11 protein-coding genes are annotated in these 12,451 nt (G+C 63.5%); 2 read left to right on the top strand and 9 right to left on the bottom strand.

From position 1 onward, the window contains the following. Positions 1-164: 164 nt before the first annotated feature. The 6 genes from AB0H00_RS11680 to AB0H00_RS11655 all read right to left on the bottom strand — a co-directional run bounded on the left by AB0H00_RS11680 (position 165) and on the right by AB0H00_RS11655 (position 9,437). Positions 165-728 (bottom strand): transglycosylase SLT domain-containing protein, encoded by a 564-nt coding sequence (locus AB0H00_RS11680; protein ID WP_357264685.1) that lies wholly within the window; start codon positions 726-728, stop codon positions 165-167. A gap of 1,066 nt (positions 729-1,794) precedes the next feature. After that, positions 1,795-2,586 (bottom strand): hypothetical protein, encoded by a 792-nt coding sequence (locus AB0H00_RS11675; RefSeq protein WP_357264682.1) that lies wholly within the window; start codon positions 2,584-2,586, stop codon positions 1,795-1,797. Between the two features lie 485 nt (positions 2,587-3,071). Continuing rightward, positions 3,072-4,241: a cytochrome P450 gene (locus AB0H00_RS11670; RefSeq protein ID WP_357264679.1), complete on the bottom strand. Its 1,170-nt coding sequence runs from the start codon at positions 4,239-4,241 to the stop codon at positions 3,072-3,074. A 532-nt stretch (positions 4,242-4,773) separates the two neighbouring features. After that, a complete protein-coding gene (locus AB0H00_RS11665) occupies positions 4,774-6,555 on the bottom strand; it encodes a hypothetical protein (protein WP_357264676.1) in 1,782 nt (593 codons plus the stop codon). An 854-nt stretch (positions 6,556-7,409) separates the two neighbouring features. Next, on the bottom strand, positions 7,410-8,081 hold the full coding sequence (locus tag AB0H00_RS11660) for a hypothetical protein (protein WP_357264673.1): 672 nt from the start codon (positions 8,079-8,081) through the stop codon (positions 7,410-7,412). Positions 8,082-8,363: 282 nt separating this feature from the next. Further along, positions 8,364-9,437, bottom strand: coding sequence for an alpha/beta hydrolase family protein (locus AB0H00_RS11655; RefSeq protein WP_357265086.1), 1,074 nt, complete (start codon positions 9,435-9,437; stop codon positions 8,364-8,366). A gap of 430 nt (positions 9,438-9,867) precedes the next feature. Here AB0H00_RS11655 and AB0H00_RS11650 point away from each other — a divergent pair, with 430 nt between their 5' ends. Together AB0H00_RS11650 and AB0H00_RS11645 are read left to right on the top strand one after the other, a co-directional pair. Beyond that, positions 9,868-10,095: a hypothetical protein gene (locus AB0H00_RS11650; RefSeq protein WP_357264670.1), complete on the top strand. Its 228-nt coding sequence runs from the start codon at positions 9,868-9,870 to the stop codon at positions 10,093-10,095. 80 nt (positions 10,096-10,175) lie between these two features. Beyond that, entirely contained in the window at positions 10,176-10,841 is a 666-nt protein-coding gene (locus AB0H00_RS11645) for a cyclase family protein (protein ID WP_357264667.1), read from the top strand. 128 nt (positions 10,842-10,969) lie between these two features. On the opposite strand, the gene frdD is transcribed toward AB0H00_RS11645, so the two are convergent. Genes frdD through sdhB form a run of 3 tightly spaced genes read right to left on the bottom strand, consistent with a single transcriptional unit; the run spans position 10,970 to position 12,449 of the window. Then, positions 10,970-11,323: a fumarate reductase subunit FrdD gene (frdD, locus tag AB0H00_RS11640; protein ID WP_357264664.1), complete on the bottom strand. Its 354-nt coding sequence runs from the start codon at positions 11,321-11,323 to the stop codon at positions 10,970-10,972. Beyond that, positions 11,320-11,709, bottom strand: a complete 390-nt coding sequence (locus AB0H00_RS11635; RefSeq protein WP_357264661.1) for a fumarate reductase subunit C — start codon at positions 11,707-11,709, stop codon at positions 11,320-11,322. The genes frdD and AB0H00_RS11635 overlap by 4 nt, the downstream gene beginning before the upstream one ends. After that, positions 11,706-12,449 carry a succinate dehydrogenase iron-sulfur subunit gene (gene sdhB / locus AB0H00_RS11630; protein WP_357264658.1) on the bottom strand — a complete coding sequence of 248 codons (744 nt, stop codon included), beginning with the start codon at positions 12,447-12,449 and terminating at the stop codon, positions 11,706-11,708. The genes AB0H00_RS11635 and sdhB overlap by 4 nt, the downstream gene beginning before the upstream one ends. Positions 12,450-12,451 lie beyond the last annotated feature (2 nt).

The following is a 12,451-nucleotide window of genomic DNA, read 5'->3' as shown; positions in this document are numbered from 1 at the left end:
GTGCCCATGGCCGGCTCGCTTGGGCATAGGAGCCTCGCCGATTCCTCGCCTCCGCGCAGACCTTCCTCGCATCGCGCACGAATTCGGCTGCGAAAAGCGAGCGTTGACCAGAAGCGAACGCTCGGGCTGACGCCCGAGCGTTCGGCAAAGTCTCGGGCGAGCCGCTAGTAGGCCGAGTTGACGTTGTCCATCGAGCCGTAGCGGTGGGCCGCGTAGTTGCATGCCGCGGTGATGTTGGCGACCGGGTCCCAGATGTCGAATGCGGTGCCGTCGACGTGGAACGCGTTGAACGTCGGGTCGATCACCTGAAGTAGCCCCTTGGACGGGGTGCCGGCGGCGGCGTTGGAGTCCGACAGGTTGATGGCGCGGGGGTCGCCGCCGGATTCGCGCATCACGTTGCGGTGGATGCCGTCGTAGCTGCCCGGGATGTTGTGGACGCGCATGATGTCGAGGGACTGGCGGATCCAGCCATCGAGGTTGTTCTCGTAGACGGGGGGTAGCGACGGAGGAAGGAAGCCCAGAGGCGGCAGTGCGGGCAGCGGAGGTAGTGCAGGCAGTGCAGGCAGTGCCAGGGCGTCTATCGGCGCGGCATCGGCGACCGGCCGCTGCTCGGCAACCATCGCAATGCCAGACGGAACACTGTCGTTGTCGGCCACCGCGGCGCAGGTGCCGGCGGCGATGACGCCGATGGCGGTCACTACGAGGGTGACTCCGTCGCGGAGCGACATGCGGCGAAAAAGAGAAAGGCGTAAATCGGGCATTGCGAAATCAGTTCCTTGCTAGTGCAGCGATCCGGCCAACAGGAGACAGCACGGATCCACAGCGGGCGTCCAGTGGGGGAGTTCGCCGGTATCGGCTCATGTGCTGTTTTCGGATTCTGTTGTGATGGCCAGGGGTCGAATTCCTGGCAGCGCGACGCGGTGAGCTCGGGTCGTGCCCGGCGAGAGTCGCTGTCATGCGGAGCAGAATGCGGTCACGGGCTGTAGTGCCGCTGTTTCTCCGGCGGCCGCCGCGGGTGAATATAATTCCGTTGCGGTCGTTTTCGAGTGTGTGAACTACTCCTTCGTCCAACCAGAATTCGGGTTCGGCCGGACCTGATCTCATCTTGGTTACGCCAAGTGAACATGAGGCAAACAAATAGTGACTGAAAGATATTGCCGATCTTGGAAAGCCCTGGTCGAGTACATCGATACGACGCCGAGCAGGGAGTTTACTCCTAAACTTAATGTGACGCAGAACACAGAAATTTCTTGGTAACGCGGCTTGCTTGTCTCGATTCGGTCACCGGGACGCCCTGCATGCGAGCCATGGTTTTGCGCAACTCGTCGATGACTTGCAGAGATTCTCGACCGCAGCCGGTGTGAGTTCGTCGACGATGATCAACGCAATGTGCTGTGCGCGAGACCCCGCTAATTGCGGTCGGGACAGCAGTCCGCACCGAACCCACGCAATGTCGGGTTCTGCTTTTATCAAATCGATGGAATCAAGCCGGTGTCCCACGTCGATGTATTCGTTCTTCGATGTGTCGGGATGGGTTGTGCTGCATGGTATTCGGCCGTGGTCGAGGAGTTGGTGAAGCGCTGGCCGGGCAAGTCGTGAGAGTTGGTGAAGTCGCCGCCCCGAGGTTCACCCGCGCGCAGGGTGACGATACCGCGCCGACCGATCAGGGCGGTGTTCACTGCTGTAGCGGTCCGCCGCGAAGGAGGTCGTAGAGGCGTTCGGCGGTACCGGTGTCATCACACCTCCCCGAAGGTGGCGCCGTGGGGGTTCCGTGGGAAACGGCGTCGCGCGAATTCAGTGGGAGTCCGACCGCACAGCGGCCGGCACTGCCGAGTGCCGTGACCTGTCAGCAGTCCGGGGGTGTGCCGGTCCAAGCCTGCTTCCGTGTAGCAGTTGGGCGACCGCTACCACCGCCGATGCCAGCGACGTCGTGCCTGCGGCGATCCCCGATGTTGTGAGAGTCGGGCTTGCGTATGACACTGTGCGCAGCCCGGGAACAGGGTACTGGCCGTTGCCCGCGGCCGTACGTATGAGCAGACCGATCTGGGTGCCCATGTCCCGCGGTGGGCCGGACCCGATCACGGCCCGCAAGTCGTTCCCTTTGCCGTTGAAGTAGACCAGGGCGAAGACGACGAAAACCGCGACCGCGACCGTGGAGCCCACCGCCAGTCGGGACAGCGTCTCGGTGCGGGCCCGGAGATTCAGCACGACGGTAGCCACCGTGACGACGACGGCCACGCCCGCGAGGACGCCCCACAGTCCGCTGACCTTCGCGCTGGGCGGTGGCGACGACGACCAGAGTCCCACCATGGACGTGGTGGCCGTGATGCGACCGAAGGCGTTGGTGCAGATCTTGCCGTCGGCACCGGTAATGGCGAGCCACGGCCGGAACAACAGCACGAACGTGAGTACGCTCCCGACCGCGGCGCCCAAATAGCCCCAGTCGTCCCGCCGTGCGGCCAGGATCGCCCGGATGTCGATACGCCGTGGGGGAGAGGCGATTTCGGGGTGGCTGGTTGTGCTGGCTGTCTTAATCTGCCGTTGGTGTGACGCCGCGATCGTTTGCCAGGGAGTTGGCTGCACCATGGGCCGTAACTCTAGGTTGCCGTCGGCGACTCGGGGTGCAGGCTAACTATTGGCAGTCAAAGGCGACCCGGGGCCAAAGGGCTGCCTTCTTCCTAGATTTACCACTGATTTTAATACTCGCGCTGCGCTCATTAGGTGAGCAGAAGGCGGTTCCGATCACAATGAAGCAAATTCTTAGTAATTGCCGTTATCGGACCTCTGACGGCGACGGCTCGAGGCGGTGCATCGCTGTGACGACTGCGCTGAGAACTTCGATCCGGACCGTCTGGACGGGTTGGTGGAAAGAACAGGCACCGCTGCTCTTGTGGCAGCAGCAGGTGTGGTTGGCGGTAGCTCACAATGGGGAGGTGACTGGGTGGCACGTAAACCTTTGTGCGTCGGTGTACGAGCCACCCAGCGGGTAGCCGGATCAACCGTAATCAGCCGGGTTCCAAGAGCGGGTCGGCTTGTTGGTGAGGATGAACCGCAATGCCTTGATCATGGCGTCACCTCCTTCCTACGACTCTGTCGTGCGCGGTCAGGGTTTGTGGGGTGTGATGCAGGGTGAATGACCTGGGGATGGCGGCGTTGGTCACGATCGGGCGGGTATCGCCGCCGCCTACGACGCGCAGGTAAGCGTTGCCGGTGAGGGCGGTGGCTGCTTCGGTGATCAGCTCGTGGGCGACCGCGGCGCCGGCGCAGGTGAAGGGGCCGAAGCTGAAGGGCACATACGGGCGATGTGTGCTCGGTCGAGCCCAGCGATCGGGTTGGAATGCCTCGGGTCTATCCCAGTGTTGTTCGTCGTGATGCAGCAGGTAGGGGCTGACGGAGAGAAGGTCGCCGGTATGGAACGCGATCCCGCCGAGTTCGGTGCGATGGGGGACGGAACGGCTGACCATCCAGGAGACCGGCCGGTGCCGCAATGCCTCACGTACGACCCAGTCCACGGGCCAAGACCAGGGCGAGCCGGGAGAGTGCAGACTGCCCAGCAGCACTGACCACGCGAGCGAGTAGCCCAGAGGTCCCACGATGGACCGGAACATGAGCACATACAGCTGCGCCACCGTGGGGTCGGTGACCTCGTCCGGACAGACACCGATCACGGCATCGAGCAGATCCCGTGGCTCGGCTTCTGCGGTGCGGCAGTTGCTCCTGCGCCGGTCTCGGACCTGCTCGGCCAGCGCGGTGGATAGCTTGACGCGCAGCAGCTGCGCGCGAGCCCGCTGCTCCATTCGTGCCGGACGAAGCGCGCCCACGCGTGCGTTTCGCTCCAGCAACTGCCGCAACCTGGGGGAACCGTCGGAGTGCAGCAGCACGCCCTCGGTGCAGTGATACGCCAGCTCGACCCCAGCCGCAGGCCAGCGGGTAACGGAGGGCATTGCGACCACTGCCGCTGCCAGGGCCTCGCGGTATTCGGGCATATGCGTCCGCAGGATCGCCCGCACAGCGCGGCCGAAATCGACCTGAGCAGATCGCGAAGGCAGCATAGAACCGAAGAACCCAGACATCCCCTCATGGAAAGCGCGATCACTCAACACCGTCAGTGCTAGGCCCGTTTCGCCGACACACCACCCACCCCACGGCAGCCTGAACACCTCCACCGGGCTGGCGCGGCGCAGATTCTCGAGGAAACCCAACGGATCACGACGAAATCGGCGCATCTCTGCAAAACCCATCGAACGGTCCTCTCACGGGGAGGGGTGGACCCGCTTCATCAGATGCTTTCAAGCCGGGTTTATCCACTGCTTGTGCGCACAAACGCGGATTCAGCCAAGTCTCAGAACCCAAGGTTTTTCCGCAAGCAGCGTGAGCGTGCGGTGAAGAGGGTGCTGGAAAGAGTCGACCGTATTCGTCGGTGTATGCCGCTTGCCAGGCGCTTGCCCCGAAACTGGGAGTCCATGCCGAGATGCTGCGCGTCTGGGTATGCATGCTCAGGTCGACGGCGGGACGGCTCCCCGTGTGACGTGTGCGGAGCAAGCGCGGATCAAGGAACTCGAACGCGAAGTGCGAGAGTTCTTCCGATCGCGATTTCAACGCAATGGGGTCGAACCGTAAGCGGGTCATCGACTTTACGTATGTGCCCGCCTGGGTCGGTTCGCGTATGCGATATTCGTGATCGACTGTTCTCCGGGGCGATCGTGGGTTGAGCCGGCCGCGGTCAAGGGGCATCGCGGCGGCCACCCCCGCGCTGGCCCATATTCTCTCGATCTAACTCCCACTCCCACAACAAGAGTCGCGGTAGTAGACCTCGAGCTCGGCGATTGAGGTGAAGCAAGCGCTACCACCCGGCTTGCCGACGATTCGCACGCCGTCACCCCATGTGGTCGCGAACGTGAATGTGAACGTCTTGAACGGCCCCGCGGAGGAGTCGTACGGATAGCGCGGTGCGACATTCGCGTTCGGCGCGTCGACCCACTGGAAGTCTTGCCGTACTTGGACTCGCAGGTTTGCACCGAACCACCCGCCATCGTCGAACATCTTTCCCGTGGTGTACACGACTTTGTTCATCCGGTACGGCTTGGCCCAGGTGAAGCCCCAGAAGTCCAAGTCCTTGTTCTCCTGATCGAAGCTGTCCTCGCTCTTGGTCGGGTCGCCGTCGTGGTAGTACTCGCCGTGACCGTAGTGTGCGCACTTCTCGATTGGCGTGACGGCTTCCCCGGAGTGCGCGAGGTTGTCACGCGGGTCCGGCTGATTTGCCGGGAGTTGTGCGGTGAACGGCCGTAGGGTCAGCTTCCGCAGGTTGAAGGTGTAAGCCGCCTCGCCACCGGAGTTGCCCACCCACCAATTCGACTGCACCCACATCGACGTGCCGTCGGCGGAGACGAACTTCGACGGGATGGTCGTGCCGTAGCCACCGTTTTTCGGACCGGGGCGGCGGGCGCCGCGGCCGAACCACGGGTAGCCGCCGAAGTCCTTGGTCAGGAACAGCCGCCAGGGGCCCCACGGGGCGGGTGCCTCATAGAATTCGAACGTGTACTCGGTCCATGAGGTGTACAGGTAGCGCTCGAGCTGTTTTATGTAGACGACGCCACCCTGGGAGATCACCGAGAGGTTGTGCGGGTACCGGCCGGAATTGCGAAACGTCTCGTACTGCCGCCTGGCATCGTGGAGCACTGGCTGTTTGGCCGTGACCTCCCTGGTCCACACCGGTGCGGCACCGCTGAGCCCGGCGAAGAACTCCCAGCGGCTCCGCTTTTCGACCGCTTCCTTCGGTGCCCGCGCGAGGTACAGGTCGACTGGATCAGGCACCGTGTCGCTCAAGGAATCGCGCCAGTTGCCGTCCAGACCGTACGCATAGACATAGCGCGCCGCCTCGGTACCCAATGCGTCTTCAGCATCGCGGGAGTCGCGCCCGAAGTCGAGGAAAAAGATAGTGGTGAAGACATAGTCGGTGAACATGGGTTGCTGGGTCGTCTGCCACGTGCGTCCGTGATCGTCCGACCACGAGACGCTGGCGTTGGGTGCGTCGTTGAACGCGAAGTCGTCCGTGCCTGTACGGAGGTCCTGAATCGCCAGGTAGAGGCGTCCGCCGACACAGACGATCCCAGTCGGCTTCCTGTTGTACTTGTCGGGGTCCCCCCAGATGGTGCCTACCTGGTCGGCGGCGGCCAACCGTTCCCCGGTCATACCCGACTCAGGGTCGCCGGTGATCCGGTTGACGACGATGTCTTGACGTTGCTCTTCGCTGAATCCGCGGCCATCGCCATTCGCCGAGTAAAGGGCGTCGTCGTCCGCCCAGCAGGTCGGCCAGAGATCGCCATCGCTGTTGCTGCCGACGGAGGTCGCGTTCTCCACGAAGACCGTAGCGAAGAACGTGCTCGTCGTCGCCTCTTCGGCGGTACCAGCTCCGCGGGATGTGTCACCGGTGCGAACCTTGGGGTTGGACGACAGTGACCACGGTGTGGCTGAGGCGGTTCCCGGTGCCCACAGGCCGGCCGCTAGGGCGGCTGTGCCCCCGGAAATGAAACGCCGACGGCCTACGCCACTCATCGCCATCCCCTTCGATTACGTCCGAACCGGTCAGCCGGCTGCGGCGCGGGGGAGCCGGAATGCCGGAATGCCGAGTAGCTGGTGGGATTCGGTCTGATATCACTACGCGGCCGATGAGCAGTCATAGCTTTGCTTGTCTGCGTGCCCGTGCTCGATCGTGACCCTGATCGAGTGCTCGGACGCGATCGCATCTTCGAGGTGGAACCGGTGCACACGAGCAGGTACATGTCGTCCTGATCGAGACCGACGACCGACCCGGCTGTCGCTGCAATCCGTGGCAGGAGCGTGAGATTCGAGGACGATCTCGCCCCATGTGCTCTCGAGAAGGGAGGTAGCAGGCTGTGACTGTTGCTCACACTGACCAATCTAGTTCCGACTCCAGACGTGACTTACCAGGCTCTGGGACAGCAGGTTTCGCCGTCAACGTGCCTGTGTGAGACGGACTCCTCACGAAACAACTTGCACACCAGACAAATTCGATCGAGATATCCGTCGCACCTGCACCAATCACTGGCTTCGAACGAAGCGAGATCATCGATATCGCGGAGCGTCTCGAGTCGCTCTGCGCGGCCGGTGGCCGGATGGGCTATCCGCAGCCGGAATCCATCGACGCCATCCAAGACTCGATCACCCACACCACCGCCCAAGGGACGCGATTCCTACGGCACGGCCGACAAGCGGTATGGGACCCGCCGACGGTGACATAATTGTCGCAACCTTATAGCTACGGCGGGCTGGGTCGCTGAGCGTGCGGCCGTTCGGGTCGATCGGCGGACGAAAATCTCACACCGACCTGCGGCCGTGGGCCTGCGGCGGGGCTTCGCAGGTAGCGGGCCTGATCGATACGGCAGGTTTCACTTTATTTCCGAAAGGTTGCGGCGAAGTTGCTGACCAAGTGGCGGTGCGTCGGTCAGACTGGGTCCGGTCCATCGAGTCTGTCCACTCAACCAACCTCTGGAGAAGCTCACATGGCACAGGAAACAAACACCGACACCAAGCGCGGCGATGTTATGGACATCCAGAACATTCGGGACTTGGAGATGACGCTGCGGCTTCAGATCGAGGAGGCGCGGCAGGAAGCCCAAAACGCTCGTCAGTATGCCCAGCAGGCGCAGCACCTCGCCCGGCAGGCGCAGCACCAGACCCGTCAGGTTCAACATCACGCGCAGATCGCCCAGCACGAGGCCAACCAGGCCAACCAGCAGGCCCAGCAGGCGCGCCAGCAGGCCCAGCAGGCGCAAAACCAGGCCCAGCAGGCCCAAGGCGAGGCCGACCGGGCCCAGAGCCAGGCCCAGCAGGCCCAAGGCGAGGCCAGCCAGTCCAACCAGCGGGCTCAGTCGGCGCAGGAACAGGCCGAGCAGGCCAGCCAGTTGGCCCAGCAGGCCGAGGATCAGGCCAGCCGCACCCAGGACCGCTCCGGACAGTGGGAACTGCAGCTGCATCAGCTTCGCCAGCAGGCACGCCAGATGCAGTCCCGCTAGCCACCATTCGCCCTCTACGAATGACGTGTCGGCGAAAGGGGCCACCGCCCAACGAGTGTGCTCCTTTCGCCGACAAGTGAAATCGAGCGGCTGGGCGACCTGGCCCGGATCACGGCCTAGATCGGAAGCACTGCCTGAGAGCGTGGTGCTTGTGAGCCCCCGGCCGGTCAAGGGCTAGGTCGACTGTTCGAGTTACCGCGCTTAGTGCGCCACTATCCGCGTAACTCCTCAGCGGCGGATCGGCCGGATCTACTCCTCGACCACCTTCTAACCGACGGACGGTCCGGTATCCGGTCGAGGTGTCGGCGGCCACCCCAGTCGCCATCGTCAGTGGTTGTCGTCGAGTGCTTCGGCGATGGTCGGCCAGGAGCGGGACAGTTCATCGACCCAGTACGGCCAGGAGTGCGTGCCAGTGGGCCGCAGATTCACCGTCGCCGGAATCTGTAGCTGTGCCAGTCGGTTCCCCAGTGCGCGAGCGCATTCGTAGGCTCCGGTTTCGAGAGGGCCTCCGACGGTGATGGCGTCGGGAAGCTCGACTTTGCCGGGTACGTCGTGTTCTCCAGGGATTCCACTACCGCTGGACAGGTAGATTCCGGTGCCGCGCAAGGCTTCCGCGTGGGTCATGACATCGTGGGCGCGCCAGTCGGGGTCTGTGAGTGTGCCGAACATGTTGTCCGGGTTGCCGCCGTAGGTTTTGACGATCGCGCGGGCCTGGGCTTGACCGGTGCCGGAGGCGACGGTGTAGCAGCCGCTGTGGGCCGCGACGACGGAGTACAGGCCCGGTGTACGGAATGTGAGCATCATCGCTGCTTCGGCGCCCATCGAGACCCCCTGCACCCCGTTACGTCCGTTGCCTTCGAACTGTGCGTCGATCAGCGGCGGCAGTTCGCGGGTGAGAAACGTCTCCCATTTGTTGGTTCCCAGCACAGGGTCGTGTCGCTGCCAGTCGGTGTAGAGATTGGCCGGACCACCGGTCGTGAGGACGACGTTGACGTTTTTGTCGGCGAAGAACTCCACGGCATGACCGTGCTCTATCCAGCTACTGGTGTTCTCGGGAGCCCCGCGGCCGTCGAGCATGTACAGGGTCGCGCGCGGCCGGCTACGGTCGGCCGGCAGGAGCACCTGCACCTGCACGACACGGTTCATCGCGGGCGATTTCACGAATACCCGCAGCCACCGGTCGGTGATCGGCTCGATACGGTCGATGACTGGCCGGGCCGGAAGGTCGGCGCTCTCGGCAGGGGCTTGGTAACCATCGGACGACCCGGTATTGGGGCCAGACGTCGGCGGCTCAGCCCCGGCCACTCCGGGCGCCAACGCCAGAACTCCCAGTATCACCACTGCAGGCGCAACCGCTTCGGCAACCCACCGCATCGGCAAGCGCAGGCCATCGAGGCGCATCACAGAAGACGAGCCTGAACCGCCTCGCCCCGCCGTCCGCCCTCCCGCAGTACGGCGGTTTCGATCGACAGTTTCTTGCCGGCTGACACTATCGGCCCGAGTAGCGGGCCCCCCGAAGACATCACACACCTGCCTAGTAAACCGCAGGGATGAAGCTCGACGGTCTATGTGCGGGGTAGATGTGACGCCGCACACCCAGCTGGGTTCTCCCGACACGTCACGCAAACGCTTTGCGCACCATAATATTCCAGAACCACTCGCACGGGGTCGGTGTCGGCGAGGCAGGCGTCAGTCCACCACATATGGATACTGATGGCTTATGTGACGCCGACCAGCTTCGCCGACGCACTTGCCGCACCGGCCGACCGTGGCGCCGAGATCCCCGACGAAGTCCGGCACCTGTGCACAAATCACCGCGATAGGAAAAACTATGCATGACAACCGATTCCGCACCGCCGCCGTAGCAACCGCATTAGCCGCCGGACTCAGCCTCACCGCGTGCGGCAAGGCGGAGCGCTGGTGCGAACGAGACCGAGACGATGTTGTGGTCGAAAACTGGCACTGCGAGCAGAACCTCGCGGGCTTCGAGTGGGAGCCCGACCACGACAAGCCGAAGATCAAGAAGAAGCCGAACAAGGCGAAGAAGCAGAACAGATGATCCGACAGTGACCTGATCGCCGAATGGCGGTGAGTGGATCATCCCCACCTACGGCGCGGTCGGCCGGTACGGTCCCTACCATGAGCAGGGTGATTGTGGAGCTGTCGCATCCGATCTCCGACGGCATGCTCACCTACCCGGGCCTGCCCGGTCCGCGAGTAACAACAGATATTTCGCGTGAGCAGTCCCCGCTGATCGACATGGCCTACGACATCGCGCGCGTGGATATGGTCGGCAACACCGGGACCTATATCGACGCACCCTTCCATTTCCACGCCGATGGCGCCGACATCGCGGAGCTGCCGCTGGAGCGGCTGTTCAATGTGCCGATCGTGATGATCCGCGCGCCGAGGATTCACGCGGTCGGACCTGATGTGCTCGGCGACCCGGCGCGGCTATGGGGCAAGGCGGTGCTCGTGCACACCGGATGGTCGGCCAGGTGGGGTTCGTCCGCATACCGGGGCCACGGGTATCCGTTCCTGGTCGGCGAGGTGGCGGATGCGCTGGTCGCCGCCAATGTGGCACTGGTTGGAATCGACTCGCTCGACATCGACGATAGGTCTCTGCCGACGCGGCCGTGTCACCACACTCTGCTCGGTGCGGGAATCCCGATCATCGAGCATATGACGAACCTGGACGCGGTCCCCGACACCGGTGCCAGGCTGGTCGCACTGCCGGCGCCAGTGCACGGGATGGGCTCATTTCCGCTGCGGGCTATCGCCTGGACCGATCATGGCGGTAGCTGATCAGGGTACCGGCTATTGCGCCGAATCCTGACAGTCCCCATCCTGGGGTCGAGAGTGCTCTGTCGCGGCAGAGCTGGTGCCCATGCCGACGGCGTCCGGGCAGGCGCGTCGGAGGCGCTGCAGGTTGCTTAGGCGCGAAGCAGGAGGTACGCGGCCATTCCCGAGCCGATAACAGCGCCGCCGTAGCAGGTCAGGACGATCAACATGCTGAACTGCTCGAGCCGCAAGCCGTCGTACATCATGTACCGGAAGCGGTGTGCCCAATGGAACAGAGCCAGCACGCAGAGTCCGAAAAGGACCAACCGGGTGACGGGATGGCGCAACACCGAGAGCAGATATGCGTGATCCGGCGCAGGAAGCCAGTCCAGCGGGAAGGCGAGGCCGAACAGGAACAGCAGCACAGGGATCAGCATCGCAGCGGCCATCCCGCCGACGCTGAACAGCAGCCACACCAACGGTTCCAGGGACTTCCTTTTCGTCATCGCAACACCACCAACAGCGTGATCGCCGTCAGCAGACCCCACAGCAGATAGTGCAGCCCGAGGATCACGACGGGTGCGACGCGCCGGCTCCGCACACGCACCACCATCGCCTTGGGCGCGAGGTTGAACCAGGTGACCGTATGCATAAGCACGAACAGCAGGGCGATCATGTTCAGTGTGAGCACGCCCGGGCCGGCGCTCCAGCTCAGAAACTCCTGGTACTCCTCGTTTCCGGAACTGACCGCGTTGACCAAAATCAGAAGATATACGACGAACCAGGCGACGAACACGCTGCTGAGTTCGCGCAGGACGAAGAGCAGGTATGAGCGGCGTCGCACCCACCAGAACGTGGAGATCGGCTTTCGGTACAGGGGTGTCGTGGTCATCGTGTCCGCCAAGGCATGAGGAAATCTCGGAGCGATTGCGTGGCCGCGGTGAGCTTGTAGCGTTGGATCGCGCCGGCGGGGTCGACCCCCTTGGGGCAGGCGGTGGTGCACTCTCCGACAAAGGTGCAGGACCACACTCCCTCCGCCGACGCGAGAACGTCCCGCCGATCCCCAGCTCCCTCATCGCGCGAGTCGAGGTTGTAGCGTTGGGCCAGCGCGATCGCCGCCGGGCCGAGGAACTCGGGATCAAGTGCGTAGACGGGACAGGCCGAGTAACAGAGCATGCAGTTGATACACATGCTGTACTTCGAGTAGTCGTCCATTTCGAACGGTGTTTGCAGGTATTCGCCGCTTTCGAGTGGGCGGTGTTCCTCCCTGATCAGCCATGGCTCGACCTCGGTCAGCTTGTGCATGAAGTCGCTGATCTCTATGACGAGATCCCGGATCACCGGGAAGTTTCGCAGTGGCTCGATTCGCACCGGCCCCGGCGCGTAGGTCGTCAGGAAGGTGGCGCAGCTCAGTTGCGGGTCGCCGTTGACGGTCATACCGCAACTACCGCAGATGCCCATCCGGCAAGACCACCGGTACGACACCGTTCCGTCGAGGTAGTCCTTGATGTAGTTGAGGCCGTCGAGCACCGTCCACTCTTCGCGCAGCGGAACGTCGTAGGACTGCCATACCGGTTCGGCCTCTCGCTCCGGTCGGTAACGCGCGACCTGGAGTGTTATCCGGTCTACCACCG

It is taken from the genome of Nocardia sp. NPDC023852, from assembly GCF_040639505.1.
GTDB lineage: Bacteria > Actinomycetota > Actinomycetes > Mycobacteriales > Mycobacteriaceae > Nocardia.
Note: the sequence above shows the minus strand (reverse complement) of the source record. Positions and strands in the feature narration are given on the sequence as shown.

What these genes read in the sequence shown, in the direction of transcription:
- AB0H00_RS11680 (WP_357264685.1), bottom strand. Translation starts at nt 728, where the DNA reads ATGTCGCTCCGCGACGGAGTCACCCTCGTAGTGACCGCCATCGGCGTC.
- AB0H00_RS11675 (WP_357264682.1), bottom strand. Translation starts at nt 2,586, where the DNA reads ATGGTGCAGCCAACTCCCTGGCAAACGATCGCGGCGTCACACCAACGG.
- AB0H00_RS11670 (WP_357264679.1), bottom strand. Translation starts at nt 4,241, where the DNA reads ATGGGTTTTGCAGAGATGCGCCGATTTCGTCGTGATCCGTTGGGTTTC.
- AB0H00_RS11665 (WP_357264676.1), bottom strand. Translation starts at nt 6,555, where the DNA reads ATGAGTGGCGTAGGCCGTCGGCGTTTCATTTCCGGGGGCACAGCCGCC.
- AB0H00_RS11655 (WP_357265086.1), bottom strand. Translation starts at nt 9,437, where the DNA reads ATGCGCCTCGATGGCCTGCGCTTGCCGATGCGGTGGGTTGCCGAAGCG.
- AB0H00_RS11650 (WP_357264670.1), top strand. Translation starts at nt 9,868, where the DNA reads ATGCATGACAACCGATTCCGCACCGCCGCCGTAGCAACCGCATTAGCC.
- AB0H00_RS11645 (WP_357264667.1), top strand. Translation starts at nt 10,176, where the DNA reads ATGAGCAGGGTGATTGTGGAGCTGTCGCATCCGATCTCCGACGGCATG.
- frdD (WP_357264664.1), bottom strand. Translation starts at nt 11,323, where the DNA reads ATGACGAAAAGGAAGTCCCTGGAACCGTTGGTGTGGCTGCTGTTCAGC.
- AB0H00_RS11635 (WP_357264661.1), bottom strand. Translation starts at nt 11,709, where the DNA reads ATGACCACGACACCCCTGTACCGAAAGCCGATCTCCACGTTCTGGTGG.